15 protein-coding genes are annotated in these 18,582 nt (G+C 48.6%); 8 read left to right on the plus strand and 7 right to left on the minus strand.

What is annotated here, in order from left to right; translation table 11 throughout:
- The first annotated feature begins 84 nt into the window (after positions 1-84).
- Both feoB and H8S65_RS17080 read left to right on the plus strand, forming a co-directional pair.
- Entirely contained in the window at positions 85-2,562 is a 2,478-nt protein-coding gene (gene feoB, locus H8S65_RS17075) for a ferrous iron transport protein B (protein ID WP_186931069.1), read from the plus strand.
- A gap of 204 nt (positions 2,563-2,766) precedes the next feature.
- Entirely contained in the window at positions 2,767-3,795 is a 1,029-nt protein-coding gene (locus H8S65_RS17080; RefSeq protein WP_186931070.1) for an FAD:protein FMN transferase, read from the plus strand.
- A 30-nt stretch (positions 3,796-3,825) separates the two neighbouring features.
- Here H8S65_RS17080 and H8S65_RS17085 read toward each other — a convergent pair whose 3' ends face one another.
- The 5 genes from H8S65_RS17085 to H8S65_RS17105 form a co-directional block, all read right to left on the minus strand.
- Positions 3,826-6,210: a glycoside hydrolase family 31 protein gene (locus tag H8S65_RS17085; protein ID WP_186931071.1), complete on the minus strand. Its 2,385-nt coding sequence runs from the start codon at positions 6,208-6,210 to the stop codon at positions 3,826-3,828.
- Positions 6,211-6,301: 91 nt separating this feature from the next.
- Positions 6,302-6,892 (minus strand): Maf-like protein, encoded by a 591-nt coding sequence (locus H8S65_RS17090; RefSeq protein ID WP_186931072.1) that lies wholly within the window; start codon positions 6,890-6,892, stop codon positions 6,302-6,304.
- Between the two features lie 23 nt (positions 6,893-6,915).
- Positions 6,916-7,437, minus strand: a complete 522-nt coding sequence (locus tag H8S65_RS17095) for a KdsC family phosphatase (RefSeq protein WP_186931073.1) — start codon at positions 7,435-7,437, stop codon at positions 6,916-6,918.
- Entirely contained in the window at positions 7,430-8,197 is a 768-nt protein-coding gene (locus tag H8S65_RS17100; RefSeq protein WP_186931074.1) for a Rossmann-like and DUF2520 domain-containing protein, read from the minus strand. The genes H8S65_RS17095 and H8S65_RS17100 overlap by 8 nt, the downstream gene beginning before the upstream one ends.
- Positions 8,194-8,754 (minus strand): nitroreductase family protein, encoded by a 561-nt coding sequence (locus tag H8S65_RS17105; protein WP_186931075.1) that lies wholly within the window; start codon positions 8,752-8,754, stop codon positions 8,194-8,196. Before H8S65_RS17105 ends, H8S65_RS17100 begins: the two co-directional genes overlap by 4 nt.
- 1,107 nt (positions 8,755-9,861) lie before the next feature.
- Here H8S65_RS17105 and H8S65_RS17110 point away from each other — a divergent pair.
- From H8S65_RS17110 to H8S65_RS17135, 6 genes are all read left to right on the plus strand, one after another.
- Positions 9,862-12,267, plus strand: a complete 2,406-nt coding sequence (locus tag H8S65_RS17110) for a TonB-dependent receptor (protein ID WP_186931076.1) — start codon at positions 9,862-9,864, stop codon at positions 12,265-12,267.
- A 144-nt stretch (positions 12,268-12,411) separates the two neighbouring features.
- Positions 12,412-12,819, plus strand: coding sequence for a methylmalonyl-CoA epimerase (gene mce / locus H8S65_RS17115; RefSeq protein WP_022322820.1), 408 nt, complete (start codon positions 12,412-12,414; stop codon positions 12,817-12,819).
- A 40-nt stretch (positions 12,820-12,859) separates the two neighbouring features.
- Entirely contained in the window at positions 12,860-14,413 is a 1,554-nt protein-coding gene (locus tag H8S65_RS17120) for an acyl-CoA carboxylase subunit beta (RefSeq protein ID WP_186931077.1), read from the plus strand.
- A gap of 21 nt (positions 14,414-14,434) precedes the next feature.
- Positions 14,435-15,322 (plus strand): OadG family transporter subunit, encoded by an 888-nt coding sequence (locus H8S65_RS17125; protein ID WP_186931078.1) that lies wholly within the window; start codon positions 14,435-14,437, stop codon positions 15,320-15,322.
- Between the two features lie 22 nt (positions 15,323-15,344).
- A complete protein-coding gene (locus tag H8S65_RS17130; protein ID WP_075967569.1) occupies positions 15,345-15,776 on the plus strand; it encodes a biotin/lipoyl-containing protein in 432 nt (143 codons plus the stop codon).
- Between the two features lie 4 nt (positions 15,777-15,780).
- Entirely contained in the window at positions 15,781-16,977 is a 1,197-nt protein-coding gene (locus H8S65_RS17135) for a sodium ion-translocating decarboxylase subunit beta (protein ID WP_186931079.1), read from the plus strand.
- 68 nt (positions 16,978-17,045) lie between these two features.
- On the opposite strand, the gene H8S65_RS17140 is transcribed toward H8S65_RS17135, so the two are convergent.
- Entirely contained in the window at positions 17,046-17,192 is a 147-nt protein-coding gene (locus tag H8S65_RS17140; RefSeq protein ID WP_186931080.1) for a hypothetical protein, read from the minus strand.
- A gap of 363 nt (positions 17,193-17,555) precedes the next feature.
- Positions 17,556-18,254 (minus strand): tRNA (adenosine(37)-N6)-threonylcarbamoyltransferase complex dimerization subunit type 1 TsaB, encoded by a 699-nt coding sequence (gene tsaB, locus H8S65_RS17145; protein ID WP_186931081.1) that lies wholly within the window; start codon positions 18,252-18,254, stop codon positions 17,556-17,558.
- Positions 18,255-18,582 lie beyond the last annotated feature (328 nt).

Below are 18,582 nucleotides of genomic sequence, written 5' to 3' on the forward strand. Positions count from 1 at the left end.
CAGCAAAACTAACAAAAAAATACCTACAATACGGTATTGACCATATTACCATTTCGTACTACCTTTGCGCAAGATTTAAAAAAGATGAGACTATCAGAACTTCGCACAGGCGAAAAAGGGGTTATAGTAAAGGTAATGGGACGCGGAGCTTTCCGCAAGCGCATTATCGAAATGGGATTTATCAGGGGAAAAGAGGTCGATGTCATCCAGAACGCACCGCTTAAAGATCCTATACACTATCGTGTAATGGGTTACGACGTTTCGCTGAGACGAAACGACGCACAAATGATAGAAGTTGTCAGTGCGGCTGAATTTGCAGAAGCCGGAACCGGGCAACCGGAAAAACGCCCGGTGGATTCCTATATCCAAACATCCGGCAAGAGCTTGCAGGCTATGGCCATGCACAAAGGCAAAACCATCAATGTCGCATTGGTCGGAAATCCCAATTGCGGCAAAACATCTTTATTCAATTTCGCATCCGGCGCACACGAGCATGTCGGCAACTACAGCGGCGTGACTGTCGACGCCAAAGCCGGGACATTCCATCAGAACGGCTACACCTTCAAGATCGTAGACCTGCCGGGAACCTATTCCCTGTCGGCCTATACCCCTGAAGAACTCTACGTCCGCAAGCATCTGAAAGAAGAACAGCCGGACGTCGTGATCAACGTAGTCGACGCTTCCAACCTGGAACGTAACCTGTACCTGACCTGCCAACTGATCGACATGGACGTGCGCATGGTTATCGCCCTCAACATGTACGACGAACTGGAACGGCACGGCAATAAGTTCGACCATAACTCGCTCTCAAGGATGATCGGTACGCCGATCGTCCCGACCATCAGCAAGACCGGTTTCGGTATCGAAGACCTTTTCAACCGCGTCATAAAGGTGTACGAAGAAGAAGATCCCGTGCTCCGCCATATCCATATCAACTACGGCGATGTACTGGAAAAGGCCATCTACCCGGTAAGGCATGCTTTGAAGCTGAACGGGAACGTACCCAAAAGCCTTTCCAAACGCTACCTCGCGATCAAGCTGCTTGAAGGCGACCCGGAGGTGGAATCGTTCGTGAAGACGATGCCCGGTTCCGAAACGGTCATCCAGGAACGCGATCGCAATGTCGCCCAAATCGAAACCCTCCTGAAAGAAGATTGCGAGACAGCTTTCACCAACGCCCGTTACGGTTTTATCTCCGGTGCACTGCGTGAGACCTACGAGCAAAACAAAATAAAAGAAGCGACGAGCACACAGATCATCGACCTGTTCGTAACCCATAAAGTGCTGGGCTTCCCGATCTTTATCCTTTTCATGTGGATCATGTTCGAAGCGACCTTCCGGCTGGGAGAATACCCGATGGAATGGATCGAATCGTTCGTGGGATGGCTCGGAGAGTTCGTACGGGGTAACATGAGCGAAGGCCCGTTGAAGGACCTGCTGGTCGATGGTATTATCGGAGGCGTGGGAGGCGTTATCGTGTTCCTTCCCAACATCCTGATCCTGTATGCCTTCATCTCCTTTATGGAAGATTCCGGCTACATGGCGCGTGCCGCTTTCATCATGGATAAGATCATGCATAAGATGGGGCTGCACGGCAAGTCGTTTATCCCGCTTGTGATGGGCTTCGGGTGCAACGTGCCGGCTATCATGGCTTCCCGCACGATCGAAAGCCGTAACAGCCGGATGATCACCATGCTGGTCAACCCGTTGATGAGTTGCAGCGCCCGCCTTCCGGTGTATGTCCTGCTGACAGGCGCTTTCTTCCCGCAGACAGCCGGAACGGTCATGCTGATCCTCTATGCTTCGGGCATCCTGCTTGCCGTCCTGATGGCACGCCTGTTCAAACGCTTCCTTTTCAATGACGAAGATGTGCCTTTCGTAATGGAACTCCCCCCCTACCGCATGCCGACGGGAAAGTCGATCACGATTCACATGTGGGAGAAGACCAAGCAATATCTCCACAAGATGGGGGGCGTCATCCTGGTCGCTTCCATCATCATCTGGTTCTTGGGGTATTTCCCCCGCCACTCGGAAAACGGAGATGTTTTTGACAAACAGATCGCCGAAGTGGAACAGTCCGATACGAACCCGGAAGACAAAGCGGAAACCATCGCCGAACTGGAACGCCTGAAGTCGATGGACCACCAACAGGAATCCTATATCGGCCGCATCGGCCAGGCCATACAACCGATACTCCATCCGTTGGGCTTCGACTGGAAGATGAGTGTCAGCCTGTTGACCGGCATGGCGGCCAAAGAAGTCGTTGTCAGCACGCTGAGCGTCTTATATACAGGGGAGTCGGACGACAGCCAGGTCCTGACCGAACGATTGAAACAGGATAAGAATGCCGAGGGAGAACCGGTCTTTACACCTTTGATCGCACTGAGTTTCATGCTCTTTGTTCTGATCTATTTCCCTTGTATCGCCACGATATCGGCCATTGTCCATGAATCCGGTTCCTGGAAATGGGGCATATTCGTAATCATTTATACTTGCGTACTTGCGTGGATCGTCTCATGCGTGGTCTACCAAACAGGGCATTTCTTTATAAATCTGTTTTAATCATGTGGCAGGAAATAGCAGTTCTCATCATCGGCCTTATCGTCGTCTTCTACATCGGAAGAAAAATATACAAATTCCTGGCACATCCCCCCAAGGCGAACGATCCTTGTCACGGATGTCCGGGGTGCGCGCTAAAGGACAGAGTCAAATAAATTTGCCTCTGCATTCGATTTGCATTATCTTTGTGGCCTAAACGACAAAAAGATGCATAAGAAAGTTTATTTACTGGCTATATTGGCAATTCTGTCCTTCGTTTCCTGCAAAGGCAAAAAACAATATTACGAAGAAAGCGGCACTGTATTTCATACCCTATACACGATCAAATATGAAGCGCCCCGGATTTTAACGGATAAAATCGACGCCGAACTGCAAAAGTTCAACCTCTCCCTCAATCCCTTCAACCCCAATTCGATCATCGCGAAAGTGAATAATAACGAACCGGTGGAAGTGGACGAATGGTTTACGGAAGTATTCAACAAGTCGATGGAAGTCTCCCGCAATTCGGACGGTGTTTTCGATATCACCTGCGCCCCTCTGATCAATCTCTGGGGGTTCGGCTTCAGCAAGAAAGACAGTGTGACACCTGCCATGATCGACAGCCTCAAAACATTTGTAGGCTACCGGAAAGTCCATCTAAAAGACAAGAAAATCGTGAAAGACGATCCCCGCCTGCTACTGAACTGCTCCGCCATAGCAAAAGGATTCTCCTGCGACGTGATCGCACGCCTGCTTGAAAAGGAAGGGGTGGAAAACTATATGATCCTGATAGGCGGCGAAGTGGTCGTAAAGGGCGTCAACCAGAATGGCCAATGCTGGCGCACCGGCATCAACCTCCCCGAAGAAGATCCGACGGGCACAAAAAACAATTATGACGAAATCGTCCAGCTATGTAAAAAGGGAGCGATCGCCACTTCCGGCAATTACCGCAACTTTTATATCAAAGACGGCAAGAAATATGCCCATACGATCGATCCCCGTACCGGTTATCCTGCCGAACAGAGCGTGTTGAGCGCCACAATCGTCGCAGACGACTGCATGACTGCCGATGCCTATGCCACCGCATTCATGGCGATGGGACTGGAAAAAGCCCGGCAAATGGCTGATTCCTTACCGGAGATCGAATATTATGTGATATATGCCGACGAGAACGGGAAGCACCGGATTGAATACTCAAAAGGGATGCTCCCGTATCTGCCTAAACGGAAAACAATGATAAGCCCGGATAATTCCTGATCGGTTAAACAGGATAAGAAACGTCCTGAACTAACGAAGCGTGGCTTTCAGCAGCTCGTTATTTTCCTGATGCAGGCTGACGCGCACTTTGTGATCGTCGCCATACTGCCAGTCCGTTACCGGGACGTTGTTGACCAGCACTTCGGACGGGCGATGCGGAGCGTCGATCTCTAATTCGTAAGTCCGCGCTTTGCACATGCCGTCATACGATCCTTCTACCGGGAAGATGGTAAACTCGACCTTCTTTCCGCTCTGCTTGCACTCGAAACGGGTGGCGGCAATCGCCCCGTTTTCGTAATTATATGTTTTACCGTCGTCTTCATACATCGTATAGGAAGAGACGTCTTTGGGGAATACTTTCACCATCAGGGTGTCCAACGGCTTCTCTCCTATGAATTGCATATCTTTCTGGAACGGGATGATCGCCCCTTCGCGGACGAACAGCAGCCCGGCACGGTTATCGGGTATCGCATGTTTGATTTCCCTTCCGCCGGCCAACTTTTCGCCTGTCCAGAAGTCATACCAGTTTCCTTCCGGCAAGTAGATCGAATCGCTGAAGATACCGACCAGGAAGCTCTGGCCGAACATATACTGGTAGACCATGTCATCCGTCTTGCGGTCGTCCGGGAACATCAAAGGCATGGAGCGTACGATCGGCATGCCGGTCTGCGCCCCTTCCAACGCCGCTGAATAGATATAGGGCATCAACGCGTAACGCAACTTCACATAATCCCGGTACATCTTCTTTTCCTTCTCCGGAAAATAGAACGGCTGATGCAGAGAATACCAGCTATTGATCTGTACCCACGGCAGGAAGAGGCCGAAATGAAGGCTCTGCAACTCCTCGTCCTTGTTGACATTCATCACGTCGCAGGAAGTATTAAGGAAACCGCTCATGCCCAGGTTCAACTGGTCGAACAACGCCGTACGCCCTCCGCCGTTGTCGCCGCTGGTGGAGGCGCTCCAATGCTGCGTCCCCGCCCAACCGGCGGTATAATGATGCCAGGAACGGAGCCCGGTGTGTTCACGCATCATCTTATACATCTGCTTCGGCAGGAGGATCTGGTTCAGGTTGTGCATCTCCTTGTCGGTATGCCCGTTGTAATACTTGAAGTTCGGATGTTCGTCTATCGTGCGTGCCGGGTCCATCTTGAAACCGTCCACGCCATTGTCCACGAAGTTTTTCAGGTGATCCATCCAGTGTTCCTGCCCGGAAAGGGGTTTTCCCATCGCCTTTGCCAGCGCATCTTCCTCCGGAACGCTCAGGTCATACTCGATGCAGAGCCAAAGTCCCATGTGATAGCCCATCCCATGCAGGCGGCCGATAAGCAGACGGTGGTTCTCTTTCTTCGGATAGCGCGTGGAATCCCAATAGGCTTCAGCCGAAAACTTCTGGTAGTTCCATTTCTTCTTGGTCGAAAAGTCGTAGCGTTTCTCCATCCATTGCGGTTCGAGCCAGAACAGGTCGCAAGGGACGCCCGTCTCGCGGAAGCGCACGGCATCGTTCAGGATGTCGAACTGGTCTTCCAGCATATTCGGACCGAAGCATAACCCGTATGCATACTTCGGCAACAGGTAAGGCCGGCCTGTGATAGCCGTATAATCGTTGATCACATCGGGCATCGAGTTGCCGAACATCAGATAGAAATCCGCTTCGTCCGTCGTATTGTAAATAGAGAAGACATCCGGCTGGTAGCTGCCGATATCGAAGAAGTTCTTTCGTGTCGTGTTGTTGAAGATCCCCCAGTTTTCGGAACTGATCATAAAAGGCATCGGGATCTCGGTGTGCTGATAAGTGGTCCACATACGCAAGAGTTCGCCCCGGTGCTGGATATGGTCGCGGCTGGTACTGCCGCCGCCATAGAACCGTTCGCCGTCTTTCAGCGAGATCGAGAGGATGCTGGTGTTCTTGTAGTCGCCGGTCTCCGCCTGGTCTTTCAGGCTTCCCGGATTCTTGTCGTCGCCGATGATCGTACCGTTGTTCGGGACTTTCATGTCCTTGTATTTGGCATTGATCACTTTCCCCAAGTCGGTACACAGCGGATCGGCAGAGGTGAGGAAAACCGCTTTCTCGATAATCACCCGGCCTTTCCGGTCGGAGACAGACATAGCCCCGGTCTTTTTATCGATTTTCAGCCGATAGCCGCCGGTCGATACTTCAAACTGCTGTTTGTCGTCTTTCGGGGAGACCGGAACCGGGTCCCAATCCGTTTTAATAATTCCGTAGCGTTGCATCAACGACTCGGAAAAGGTCGGACGGGGGGTGACCCGAATCCGGAATATCCCATCCGTACAGACTTCCACATTCATGTTCAACCCGTTCTGCAAACGGACATCGAAGGACTGTTTCTCTCCTGCCGCAAAAACGGATTGCAGGAAAAACAGGCATACAAGCAAATAGTAGATCTTTTTCATGATACTTAAAAGTTAATACCACAAAAATATGGACTTCCTATCTGCCTTAGCTTCAATAAATCACCTTAAAACATGAAAATTTGTCCAATCTTCAGAACTTCTTCAACTCCTGGTAAAGCAGTCTGACCGGCAACCCCATCACGTTGTAGAAACTGCCGTTGATGGCTTCGACCGCCACATAGCCGATCCATTCCTGTATGCCATAGCTGCCGGCTTTGTCGAACGGGCGGTACTTATCGACATAATAGATGATCTCCTCTTCGTCCAACCCGGCAAAGCAAACAGCCGACGAAGCGGAGAAAGAAACCGTCTTCTCCTTTGTCGTAATGCAAACGCCGGTAATCACCTCATGTACACGTCCGGACAGTTTCCGAAGCATGGCGATGGCATCTTCGCGGTCTTTCGGTTTTCCTAAGATTTCACCGAAAGTCCACACGATCGTATCGGCTGTGATCAGCAGCTCGTCGGCAGGCATGGAAGGGATGTAGGCTTCCGCTTTTTTCTTGGCGATATAGACCGGCACTTCGTCCGGACGAAGCGTTTCGGGAAAGGATTCGTCTATGCCGGGGATCGTCTGTACTTCAAAATCGATATCCAGCCCCGCCAACAACTCGCGCCGCCGGGGAGAATTGGAGCCTAATACGATTTTATATTGACTCAAGTTAGGGAGTATGCTTTTCATTGTCTTATTTTATCAGTTTAGTTCTACCAGCCGAAAGCCTCGTCGCCCATCCAGTGGCCCTGAGCTTTCATGGTTTGTTCGATTACATCGCGGGCAACGCCGGCTCCCCCGTTCTTGTGGGAGATGTATTTGGCGATACGCTTGATCTCAGGAGCCGCATCAGCGGGTGCTACCGGCAGGCCGACCATTGTCATCACTTCGTAGTCGGGGATATCGTCCCCGGCATACATGACCTCTTCGGGCTGCAGACCGGTCTTTTCCAGAAAATCCCGGTAATCGTGGACTTTTACGGCGCTCTTCATATATATATGGGTAATGCCGAGACGCGAAAAGCGGATCTGCACCGCTTCCGTATAGCCCCCGGTAATGATGGCTACGTGATAGCCTTTCTTGACGGCGAGCTGCAAGGCATAGCCGTCTTTTATATTAACGGTACGCATAGGGTCGCCATTCGGATGCAACGGGATTACATCACAGGACAAAACGCCGTCTACATCAAAGACAAAAGCCTTTATCTTACTCAGATCATAATTGATACTACTCATGTTGTGCCTCCTTATGTATGCTTTGGCTGATCAGCCGGTAGATCGACCGCATATCGGGATCGTCCAGCATAGCCAGATGTTTATTGATCACATTCTCATCGTACCGGATGGCCGGGCCGGTCTGCGCCACCCTCGGCGGCATCGCATGTATCTTGGCCGCCGTCTCGTCGATAAGCGGCAGCAGGACATCGGCCGGTATATCCTGTTCCTGCAATAATTTAACAGCCAACGCATAAATATGGTTGGTAAAATTGCAGGCAAAGACAGCCGCCAAGTGCAAACTTTTGCGTTTGGCGGACGACAGGAAACGGACATTCCCCGAAAGCATCTCCGCCACTTGTTGCAACTTGCCGGCATTTTCGGGCGTATTGGCTTCAAGGAAAAAAGGAATGACGCTGAAATCCACCTCGCGCGTTTTGCTGAATGTCTGCATCGGGTACAGGACTCCGTAGTCGGAAGCATATCCGCTGAAAACATCCATCGGCATGCTGCCTGCCGTATGCACCCACAAGCCGTTGTTAGGCCGGATACGGGCAATCACATCCGCCAAGACCGCATCTTTCAGGGAAAAGACATAGAGGTCGGCATCCGTCCCGACAGCTTCGGGGTCGGTTGTCCAGGGACAGCCCAACCGGGCGGCAAGCCGCTGCGCATTTTCCGGCGTATGGCTATACACCTGCCCGATCCGCATCCCTTTCCGGTGCATTTCGAGAGACAGGCGCGTCGCCAGGTTGCCGGAGCCTAAAAAGATGGTTTTCATGCTTCCTCTTGTTGGTTTTCGGTTGGCATGCGGAAAGTTCCGAGGTGGATCTTTTCCCATTGCAGGTGCGACTCGTCGAACGGCTTACGTTCCTGGTCCTTATACCCGAAGCCGATAATGGACAGGACTTCCATCTGGTAAGGCACGTCAAGCAAACCACGCACATACTGGGCGGCATCCGCATCGTCTTCCGTCTGGCGGTTACGGATCTGACACCAGCAACTTCCCAATCCCAGGTCTTCGGCCTGCAATTGCATATAGATCGAGGCGATCGAAGCATCTTCCACCCAAACATCGCTTTCCATCACGTTCGCCAGCACAACGACAGCCAGCGCGCAATCTTTCAGGAACGCAGCTCCCGCCGGTTTGCATGCCGACAATTTCGCCAGCATCTCCTTATCCTCCACGACAACGAACTGCCAGGGATTTTTGCGCTTGGATGCAGGCGCCATCAGGGCGGCTTTCAAGATCATTTCCACCTGATCGGGATTCAGTAACTGGTCCGTGAACTTACGGGTGCTTCTTCTATTTGTTATTAGTGTTGCGAAACTTTCCATTTATATTTTATTTTTATAGATTGCAAAAGAGAAAACAAAGATAATTATTTAACAGATAAAGAACAAAAATCACGTGCCCTTGCTTAAAAAGGTTGTATATATTTACGACCGTTAACGATCGGTTACAATTAAAACCATAAAAACAAATTGCTCTACTTTTGGATCGTTGTTATTCCAAGCATGATATTCAGCCCGATAAGCGAAGAGCAGCATCATGATGTATTTTATTTTCTTTGATTTTTAAATCTTTATAAGAATAGAGATAACACTTGGACACTTACTTTATCGGTTGGTTTCGCATCTTACCAGATTTGAACCAATTTTAGGCACGGATTACACGGATTACACGGCAAGAAGTTTTTTTCAAAACATATTTAAACCGTGTAATCCGTGAAATCCGTGCCTAAAATATAGGTTCGGTTTTTCTTAGATTATCCTCTAAATACCCCCTGGTTGTTTTATTTAATTAGGGTTCACACTGTCCGGGAGACTCTATAGATCAGCATGTTGCTGTGAACCCTGTGAATGCAAGATAAAAAAAGGCGGGATTGATCGATAGGATTGGCTGATCGTAATCCGGTTTCACAGCCTTCACAGCAAATCGCTGGCCACTAGCCTTTTACCGCCGTGAACCCTGTTTTCTGTTTTTGTCATATAAGGGATCTGATTGGTTCCTGTCCCATAAAATATAGGTTATAGGCTAAAAAATACAGCCTTTAGCCTGTCCGGGGAAAACCTATAGGGTAGCAGCAAAAAGGTAGGCATCTATCCGGCAACCGATGCCGACCTTTTCGGGAAGCGACAGGCATCTATAGGGACAACTTCACATACGAGGTTTGAGTCTGATAGACGCAGATTAAAATAAATAAACAGGATTTCTTGACGCGGATTGCGCGAATAACGCGGATTAAACACCTGATACATATTTTCTTATCCGCGTTATTCGAGTCATCCGCGTCAAAATTATATTTGCGTCTATCAGACTCATATTTTAGCAGATTTGAACCAATTTTAGGTTTAGTTTTTCTTATTTTTACCAAGTAAACAAATCATAGAGAAAATAAATCCTTGTTTCTCGCGTTAGTAAAGCTATAACTATTATAGATTATGAAGATTCGTGCGATAGCTACGCTACTATTGATATTATTTTCGATACCTGCTTTCGGACAGGGACGTGCTAAAATCAGCGGTTACATCCGTGATGCGGACGGCAATCCGCTGGACCTGGTCAATATCCGGGTCAAGAACACGTTGAACGGGACGATGAGTAATGAAAAAGGCCACTACTCACTGTCGGTTGCTACCGGCGACTCGGTAACGCTTATCTATTCATGCCTGGGTTACAACAAGGCCGAACGGATCATTCCGCAGGTTACCAAAGACATGCGGCTCAACGTACAGATGAACTATACCTCTATCGAACTGGGCGAAGTAACGGCAACCGCTATCCGCAGGCAAACGACCACCCTCGAAACCCTCGATGCCGACCGTGTCAAGCTGCTACCCGACCCTGCGGGAGGAAGCATCGAAAGCCTGGTCGTCACCTTTGCGGGCGTTACTTCCAATAACGAATTAAGTTCGCAATACTCCGTACGTGGCGGAAGCTATGACGAGAACATCGTGTATGTCAACGGCATGGAAGTGTTCCGCCCGCTGCTCATCCGTTCCGGGCAACAGGAAGGGCTGAGTTTCATCAACCCGGATATGACGGAAGCCGTCAACTTTTCTGCCGGAGGATTTGAGGCGCGCTACGGGGACAAGATGAGTTCCGTGCTGGATATCACCTACAAAAAACCGAAAGGATTCGAAGGTTCGGCTTCCGCCAGCCTGTTGGGAGCCAATGCATACGTCGGGAGTTCTTCAGGCAAATTCACGCAGGTGACCGGCTTCCGCTACAAAACAGGGCGTTCTCTCTTGAAAACAACCGATACGGATGCCGAATATGATCCGAATTTCATAGACTTGCAGACGTATATGACATACCGGTTTGCCCCGAAATGGGAGATCAACTTCCTCGGAAACCTGGCTATAAACAATTACAAATTCATTCCCCACACTCGCGAGACCTCTTTCGGGACGGCTGCAAATGCCAAGAAGTTCAAAGTGTTCATGAGCGGGCAGGAACGGGACAAGTTCGAAACGCTATTCGGAGCCCTCACTTTAAAGCATGACCTGAACGACCATACGGAACTCGGCCTCCAGGCATCCGCTTTCACCAGCAAGGAGGAAGAAGGATATGATATCGCCGGCGATTACTGGCTGGGAGATGCAGCCGAAGAAGGCGGCGGGGAAATACAGAATTTATCCATAGCCCGCTATAACGAACACGCCCGTAACCGCTTGCACTCAAACATCATGAATGTCGGACATTACGGAGTCGCCCGCCTGAAAAACAACACCTTGAAATGGGGAGCCACCGTCCAGATGGAGAAGATCAACGATAAGATCAGCGAATGGGAAAAGCGCGACTCTGCCGGCTATTCGCTTCCACAAGGGGGCGGGAATGTCAACGTGATCGCAAACCTGTTCTCTGATAATGAACTGGAAAGCACGCGTATCTCCGGTTATTTGCAGGATGTATTCAAGTTCCGTACCAAACAAGGCTTGTTCACGCTGGTCGGAGGTGTACGCGGCAGCTACTGGAGCTATAATAAAGAGTTTATATTCAGTCCGCGTGCTTCACTCGGTTTCATTCCGAATTTCTACCAGAATCTGACCTTCCGCCTGGCTTCCGGACTGTATTACCAATCGCCTTTCTACAAGGAATTGCGTACGACCGTACAGGACGAACACGGCAACAGCATCATCCAACTGAATAATAAGCTGAAATCCCAACGCTCCATCCATGTCATTGCCGGCGGCGATTATACCTTCCGGGCATCCGGCCGGAACTTCAAAATCAGTGCCGACATGTATTACAAGAAACTGGATGACCTGAACCCCTACACGGTGGATAATGTCAAGATCCGTTATTACGGCGAGAACTGCGCGCAGGGCCATGCAATGGGCGTCGACGTCAAATTCTTCGGCGAATTTGTTCCGGGTACGGACTCCTGGATCAGCTTCTCCCTGATGAAAGCGGAGCAAAGCATCCGGGGTAGCGAATATGTACCGATGCCAAACAGCCAGGGGTATAACGTTTCGCTCTTTTTCCAGGATTATTTCCCCGGTTACAAACGTGTCAAGCTGAACCTGAAAGGCGTCTTGTCCGGCGGACTTCCCGTGACGGCTCCGCGTACAGGCTATGAAGAAGGTTATTTCCGCACACCGGCCTACAAACGCGTGGACCTCGGTTTTTCCTACCAGCTTGCAGGAGGGACGGATGCCATTATGGACCGCGGATTCTTCCGCAATCTCAAGAACATTTGGCTCGGACTCGACCTGTTCAACCTGTTCGATATAAAGAATACAAGTTCCTATTATTGGATTACAAACATAGATAATCACCAATACGCAATCCCTAACTACCTGACCGGACGACAGTTGAACGTTCGCCTTATTGTTGATTTTTAAGTGTACGATGTAAAAAATATGCTTTTTAAACATATCCGGATCATGCTGATAAATATTAACGAATTATTTCTCTATTCATAAAAAGAGTGTACCTTTGCCCACATAGAACAAAAAACAATATTAAATTACTAAATTATTATTGACATGGAACTTACACATATCGAACATTTGGGTATCGCAGTGAAGAGTATCGAAGCTTGTCTGCCGTATTATGAAGAAGTTTTAGGATTGAAATGCTACAACATCGAAGAAGTTGCAGACCAGAAGGTAAAAACAGCATTCTTCAAAGTAGGTCAGACTAAGATCGAGTTGCTGGAACCGACAAGCGAAGACAGCACAATCGCTAAATTTATCGAAAAGAAAGGTGAAGGTATCCACCACATCGCATTTGCAGTTCCCGACGTACAGGCAGCATTGGACGAAGCAGAATCAAAAGGTGTCAAGCTGATCGACAAAGCTCCCCGCGGAGGAGCCGAAGGCTTGAATATCGCATTCCTTCACCCGAAATCTACTTGCAGCGTTCTGACAGAACTTTGCATGCCGGGAAAGTAAAAACACATTAGTTCATTTCTAACAACAAATCAAAAATACAATGAGTAACCAACTTGAAAAAGTAAAGGAGCTTATCGCCCTTCGCGAAACAGCTCGTTTAGGTGGTGGAGAAAAAAGAATTGAATCTCAGCACAAAAAAGGTAAATACACGGCACGCGAACGTATTGCCATGTTGCTGGATGAAGGAAGTTTTGAAGAATTCGATATGTTCGTACAGCACCGTTGTACAAACTTCGGCATTGAAAAAACGAAGTTTCTGGGCGACGGTATCGTAACAGGTTACGGTACGATCGACGGACGCCTGGTATATATTTATGCCCAGGATTTCACCGTATTCGGCGGCGCTTTGTCTGAAGCATTGGCCATGAAGATCTGTAAAGTGATGGATCAGGCAATGAAGATGGGCGCTCCTGTTATCGGTCTGAACGATTCGGGTGGCGCACGTATCCAGGAAGGCGTTAACGCTTTGGCCGGTTATGCAGAAATCTTCCAGCGTAATATCCTGGCTTCCGGCGTTATTCCTCAGATTTCCGGTATCTTCGGCCCGTGTGCCGGTGGTGCGGTTTATTCTCCCGCCCTGACAGACTTTAACATCATGACCCGCGGAACAAGCTATATGTTCCTGACCGGTCCGAAAGTAGTAAAGACAGTTACGGGTGAAGACGTTACACAGGAACAGTTAGGTGGCGCAAGCGTACACACGACAAAATCGGGTGTGGCTCATTTCGCAGTAGATACGGAAGAAGACGGTTTGCAGTTGATCCGCAAATTGATCGGCTTCCTGCCGCAGAACAACCTGGAAGAAACTCCGCTGATCGAATGTAAAGATCCGATCGACCGCCTGGACGACAACCTGAACGACATCATCCCTGACAATCCTAACCAGGCTTATGACATGTACGACGTGATCGGAACAATCATCGACAACGGTGAATTCCTGGAAGTACATGCCGACTATGCTAAGAACATTATCGTAGGTTTCGCCCGTTTCAACGGCCAGACTGTCGGTATCGTAGCTAACCAGCCGAAAGTTATGGCAGGCTGTCTGGACAGCAACGCTTCCCGTAAGGCAGGCCGTTTCGTCCGTTTCTGCGACGCTTTCAACATTCCTCTGGTGACATTGGTAGACGTACCGGGATTCTTGCCGGGTACTGGCCAGGAATACAACGGTGTAATCCTCCACGGAGCCAAATTGCTTTACGCTTACGGCGAAGCAACTGTGCCTAAAGTGACTGTAACATTGCGTAAGTCTTACGGTGGTGCATACTGTGTGATGAGTTCAAAACACCTGCGCGGCGACATGAACTACGCATGGCCGACAGCCGAAATCGCAGTTATGGGCCCGAGCGGCGCAGTAGAAGTCATCTTCGCAAAAGAAGTGGCCGCCTCTGAAGACCCGAAAGCCTGCGCAGCAGAAAAAGAAGCCGAATACAAGAAAGCATTTGCAAACCCGTACAATGCCGCCCAATATGGTTATATCGACGATGTTATCGAACCGCGTAACACTCGTTTCCGTATCATTCGTGCTTTACAACAGTTGCAGACTAAAAAGCTAAGCAATCCTGCTAAGAAACATGACAATCTGCCTCTATAATTCTTAAAACAGGAAATGAATATGATTAATAAGAAAATAGGGGTATTGCTGCTGTTTGCCTTGCTCGTTTCATTCGGGGCAAAAGCACAGCGTGCAACCTCCATGCGAATAAATGAAGTGCTGGTCGTCAATGAAGATAACTTCGTTGATGATTACGGTAAACGCCATGCCTGGATCGAGTTGTTTAACGGCTCGGCCGGTTCGGTAAATATCGCCGGTTGTTTCTTGACTAACGACAAGAACGATCCGAAAAAATATCCGATTCCGAAGGGAGACGTCCTGACAATCATCCCTCCTCGCCAGCATACCTTGTTCTGGGCGGACGGAGAACCTAATCGCGGTACATTCCATGTTAATTTCACTCTTGACCCATCAAAAGAGAATTACATCGCATTGTATGATGCAGACGGTAAAACCCTGATCGATGAGATTGTTATTCCGGCTTCACAAAAAGCGGATATCAGCTATGGCAGAACGTTAGACGGGCAAGGCGAATGGTCAACCTTGGCAAAGGTTACCCCCAGCACCAACAACGTGACATTGGACTCTAACGAGAAGATTGAAAACTTTAAAGAAAATGACTCTTGGGGTATAGGTATGACACTGACTGCTATGGCAGTTGTGTTCTCAGGCTTATTCCTGTTATTCATTATCTTTAAACAAATCGGTAAATTCTCGATCGCTGCCAGCAAACGCAATGCACGGAAAGCAGCCGGTGCTGCTGTCGTTGCAGACAATGCAGGTCAGGAATCCGGAGAAATCTTTGCGGCTATCGGTGCGGCTCTGTATGAAATGAGCGACGATAACCACGACATCGAACATACGGTTCTCACGATCCGTAAAGTTCAAAGATCTTATTCTCCGTGGAGCTCCAAGATTTATGGTCTGCGTGAAGTTCCCAAAAAGTAATTATCTCTAAAAACAAACAAGAATGAAAAGTTTTAAATATACTATTAACGGTAACGTATATAAAGTACATATCAACTCGGTAGTAGATGATATCGCTGAAGTAGAAGTAAACGGTACTCCCTACCAGGTAAAAATGGAGAAACCGGCAAAAAAACAGATGGTTACACTGAAACGTCCGGCTCAGGCTCCTACAACGGCAAGCGGCGAACCGGTTATTTCCCGTCCGGCAGCCTCGACTACCAAGGGAGCTGTCAAATCTCCGCTGCCAGGTGTAATCCTGCAGGTCAACTGTAAAGTCGGTGATGCTGTCAAGAGAGGCCAGAATCTGCTCGTCCTCGAAGCCATGAAGATGGAAAATAACATCAACGCCGACCGCGACGGTAAGATCATTGAAATAAAAGTAAACAAAGGGGATTCTGTACTGGAAGGTGCCGACCTCGTCGTAATAGGATAATATTATGTTAGGATCAGTATTATTACAGGCAGCAGGTGCGACTCATGAAAGTTTTCTCCAGTTCCTGGGAAAGAATCTTGAGTTGTTCCTCACTTATACAGGAGTCTACAACGCGACACCGGGTCATCTTATCATGATCCTTATCGGTCTGTTGTTTATCTTCCTGGCTATCAAATATGAATTCGAGCCTATGCTCCTTATCCCTATCGGGTTCGGTATCCTGATCGGTAACATTCCTTTCAAAGATGCCGGATTGCAGGTAGGTATTTACGAACAAGGTTCCGTGCTGAACATCCTCTACCAGGGTGTAACCTCCGGATGGTATCCGCCGTTGATCTTCCTCGGTATCGGGGCCATGACCGACTTCTCCGCCCTGATCTCCAATCCGAAACTGATGTTGATCGGTGCGGCTGCGCAGTTCGGTATCTTCGGTGCTTACACAATCGCTCTTCAGATGGGATTCGAACCGAACCAGGCCGGTGCTATCGGTATTATCGGTGGTGCAGACGGCCCGACGGCTATCTTCCTTTCTTCCAAACTGGCTCCGAACCTGATGGGTGCTATTGCGGTGTCAGCATACTCTTACATGGCGTTGGTTCCTATTATCCAGCCGCCGTTCATGCGTTTGCTGACCACTCAGAAAGAACGTCTGATCCGTATGAAACCGCCGAGAGCCGTTTCTTCTACGGAAAAGATCGTGTTCCCGATCGTAGGTCTGTTGCTGACTTGCTTCCTGGTTCCTTCCGGTCTGCCCCTGTTGGGTATGCTGTTCTTCGGTAACCTGTTGAAAGAAAGTGGCGTAACGCGCCGTTTGGCTGAAACAGCCCGTGGTCCGCTGATCGATACGATCACGATCCTGTTAGGTATCACGGTAGGTGCTTCTACCCAGGCAACCCAGTTCCTGACACTGAACTCCATCAAGATTTTCGGTTTGGGTGCTTTGTCATTCGTGATCGCAACTTGCGCAGGTATCCTGTTCGTCAAGTTCTTCAACCTGTTCCTGAAAGAAGGTAATAAGATCAACCCGCTTATCGGTAACTCCGGTGTGTCTGCCGTACCCGACTCTGCCCGTATCTCTCAGAATGTAGGTCTGGAATATGATCCGACCAACTACCTGTTGATGCACGCCATGGGTCCGAACGTAGCAGGTGTAATCGGTTCTGCCGTAGCAGCCGGTATCCTGTTGGGATTCTTAGGATAATCGATTTATTCTACATAAAAAAGCCTCTGTATCGCCTTGATACGGAGGCTTTTTTATATCCGGTTTTATCAGATATTCTGCTCGATGGTCATCGGATCTGTCTCCGGATTCGCCTCCTGCTCCAACGTTGTCCCTAAAAACAACCAGATCATTAACAGGATAATCGCGATCACCACCCCAAAGACCAGCAGTACATTCGTATTCTTTCGTCTCATGTCTATTCTTCAATGTTTATTTGAAGATTAAACAAGGCGAACCCTTTTTTGGTTTAACCTTTCTGCTACTTTTGCTCTTTATTTAGCTGAGTAAATATTTTAGCCCCCCATCACCGGCAAACCGCATAATACATTCTTTCCCATCCTTATTATAGAAACTGGAACAATTGAAATGCGAAAACAAGTATAAAACCTTTACCGAAGAAAGGTATTCCTATAGATGCTTCAACAGATCTTATGAACGTTGATGGTTTCTTCTCCCGTTATTTTTCTTCGGAGCTCCAAAAAACATGATGAGTTTTGCAAGTGAGACCGTCTTCATTTGCAAAACTCATCATAAAAGAGGCACATCATCTATCTGCCTTAATTCCCCAACACCTTATTCTTCGCAATCGTCGCCTGAAACTCTTTCAGGTAGAACGGTTCGAAGTAGGCTGTATCTTCGAATTGACCGGCGGCAAATGCTTGTTCGGCAAGCGGGATCATGTTGACGGCAAGCGGATGGATGTCCTCTATAAAAATGGCATTCGGGGAAGTGATGACGGACTTGCATTTGGCAGCACCGTTACCGAAGAAACAGATTTTGCCTTTTTCCAGATAAGGAGAATATGTATCGACTTCCACTATATCGGCTGTTGTCTCACGGACAAGTTTCAAAGAAGAGTCATAAATTGCGGCGTAGACTTCCATCCGGCGGGCATCCAGCATGGCGCAATAAAGGCAACCGGCAGCAGACTTATTTTCTTTAATGGCAGTAGCAGCCATGATATCCAACGTATGAATACCGATCAGAGGAATACCGAAACCAAAGCAGAGACCTTTAGCGACTGACACTCCGATACGCAAGCCGGTATAGGAACCGGGGCCGCTGCTGACCGCTACGGCATCCAACTTTTTCCCCTTCCCTTTCAATACGGAAAGAGCTTCTTCGATAAATACGCCTAACAAGGCTGCATGCGAAGGACCGTCGAAGGAGGCCTTCTCAAAAAGGACTTCACCGTCCATAGACAACGCTACAGAACAAACGGAAGTCGATGTTTCGATACTTAATATACAGGACATAATTAATTGCCAATCTTGATTACGGATGCAAAAGTATAAAACATAACTGTAATCGCATGATCAAAATCGATTTTATTAAGACCAAGACAAAGTGATTTTAGGAATAGACAATAAGGCGGAATATGCCTCCTAACCCATAGCTTTAGAAGGTGTAAAGCTATGGGTTAGGAGGCGTAAAGCTATGGGTTAAGATCCATCTGAAATACAGGATGTCTATTCCTAAAATCACTTGTCATTTTTTGGGTAGTTAAACGACTTCACTTGTCAATACTATTTCAGTTACCCTGGCTCGCTTGTCACCTCTGCTTAATTGTCCCGAAAGGCTTGT

It is taken from the genome of Parabacteroides hominis (assembly GCF_014287585.1).
GTDB classification, from domain to species: Bacteria; Bacteroidota; Bacteroidia; order Bacteroidales; family Tannerellaceae; genus Parabacteroides; species Parabacteroides hominis.

Bases quoted from the DNA above. Each gene is read 5' to 3' on its own strand.
- feoB (WP_186931069.1), top strand. From the start codon at position 85: ATGAGACTATCAGAACTTCGCACAGGCGAAAAAGGGGTTATAGTAAAG.
- H8S65_RS17080 (WP_186931070.1), top strand. From the start codon at position 2,767: ATGCATAAGAAAGTTTATTTACTGGCTATATTGGCAATTCTGTCCTTC.
- H8S65_RS17085 (WP_186931071.1), bottom strand. From the start codon at position 6,210: ATGAAAAAGATCTACTATTTGCTTGTATGCCTGTTTTTCCTGCAATCC.
- H8S65_RS17090 (WP_186931072.1), bottom strand. From the start codon at position 6,892: ATGAAAAGCATACTCCCTAACTTGAGTCAATATAAAATCGTATTAGGC.
- H8S65_RS17095 (WP_186931073.1), bottom strand. From the start codon at position 7,437: ATGAGTAGTATCAATTATGATCTGAGTAAGATAAAGGCTTTTGTCTTT.
- H8S65_RS17100 (WP_186931074.1), bottom strand. From the start codon at position 8,197: ATGAAAACCATCTTTTTAGGCTCCGGCAACCTGGCGACGCGCCTGTCT.
- H8S65_RS17105 (WP_186931075.1), bottom strand. From the start codon at position 8,754: ATGGAAAGTTTCGCAACACTAATAACAAATAGAAGAAGCACCCGTAAG.
- H8S65_RS17110 (WP_186931076.1), top strand. From the start codon at position 9,862: ATGAAGATTCGTGCGATAGCTACGCTACTATTGATATTATTTTCGATA.
- mce (WP_022322820.1), top strand. From the start codon at position 12,412: ATGGAACTTACACATATCGAACATTTGGGTATCGCAGTGAAGAGTATC.
- H8S65_RS17120 (WP_186931077.1), top strand. From the start codon at position 12,860: ATGAGTAACCAACTTGAAAAAGTAAAGGAGCTTATCGCCCTTCGCGAA.
- H8S65_RS17125 (WP_186931078.1), top strand. From the start codon at position 14,435: ATGATTAATAAGAAAATAGGGGTATTGCTGCTGTTTGCCTTGCTCGTT.
- H8S65_RS17130 (WP_075967569.1), top strand. From the start codon at position 15,345: ATGAAAAGTTTTAAATATACTATTAACGGTAACGTATATAAAGTACAT.
- H8S65_RS17135 (WP_186931079.1), top strand. From the start codon at position 15,781: ATGTTAGGATCAGTATTATTACAGGCAGCAGGTGCGACTCATGAAAGT.
- H8S65_RS17140 (WP_186931080.1), bottom strand. From the start codon at position 17,192: ATGAGACGAAAGAATACGAATGTACTGCTGGTCTTTGGGGTGGTGATC.
- tsaB (WP_186931081.1), bottom strand. From the start codon at position 18,254: ATGTCCTGTATATTAAGTATCGAAACATCGACTTCCGTTTGTTCTGTA.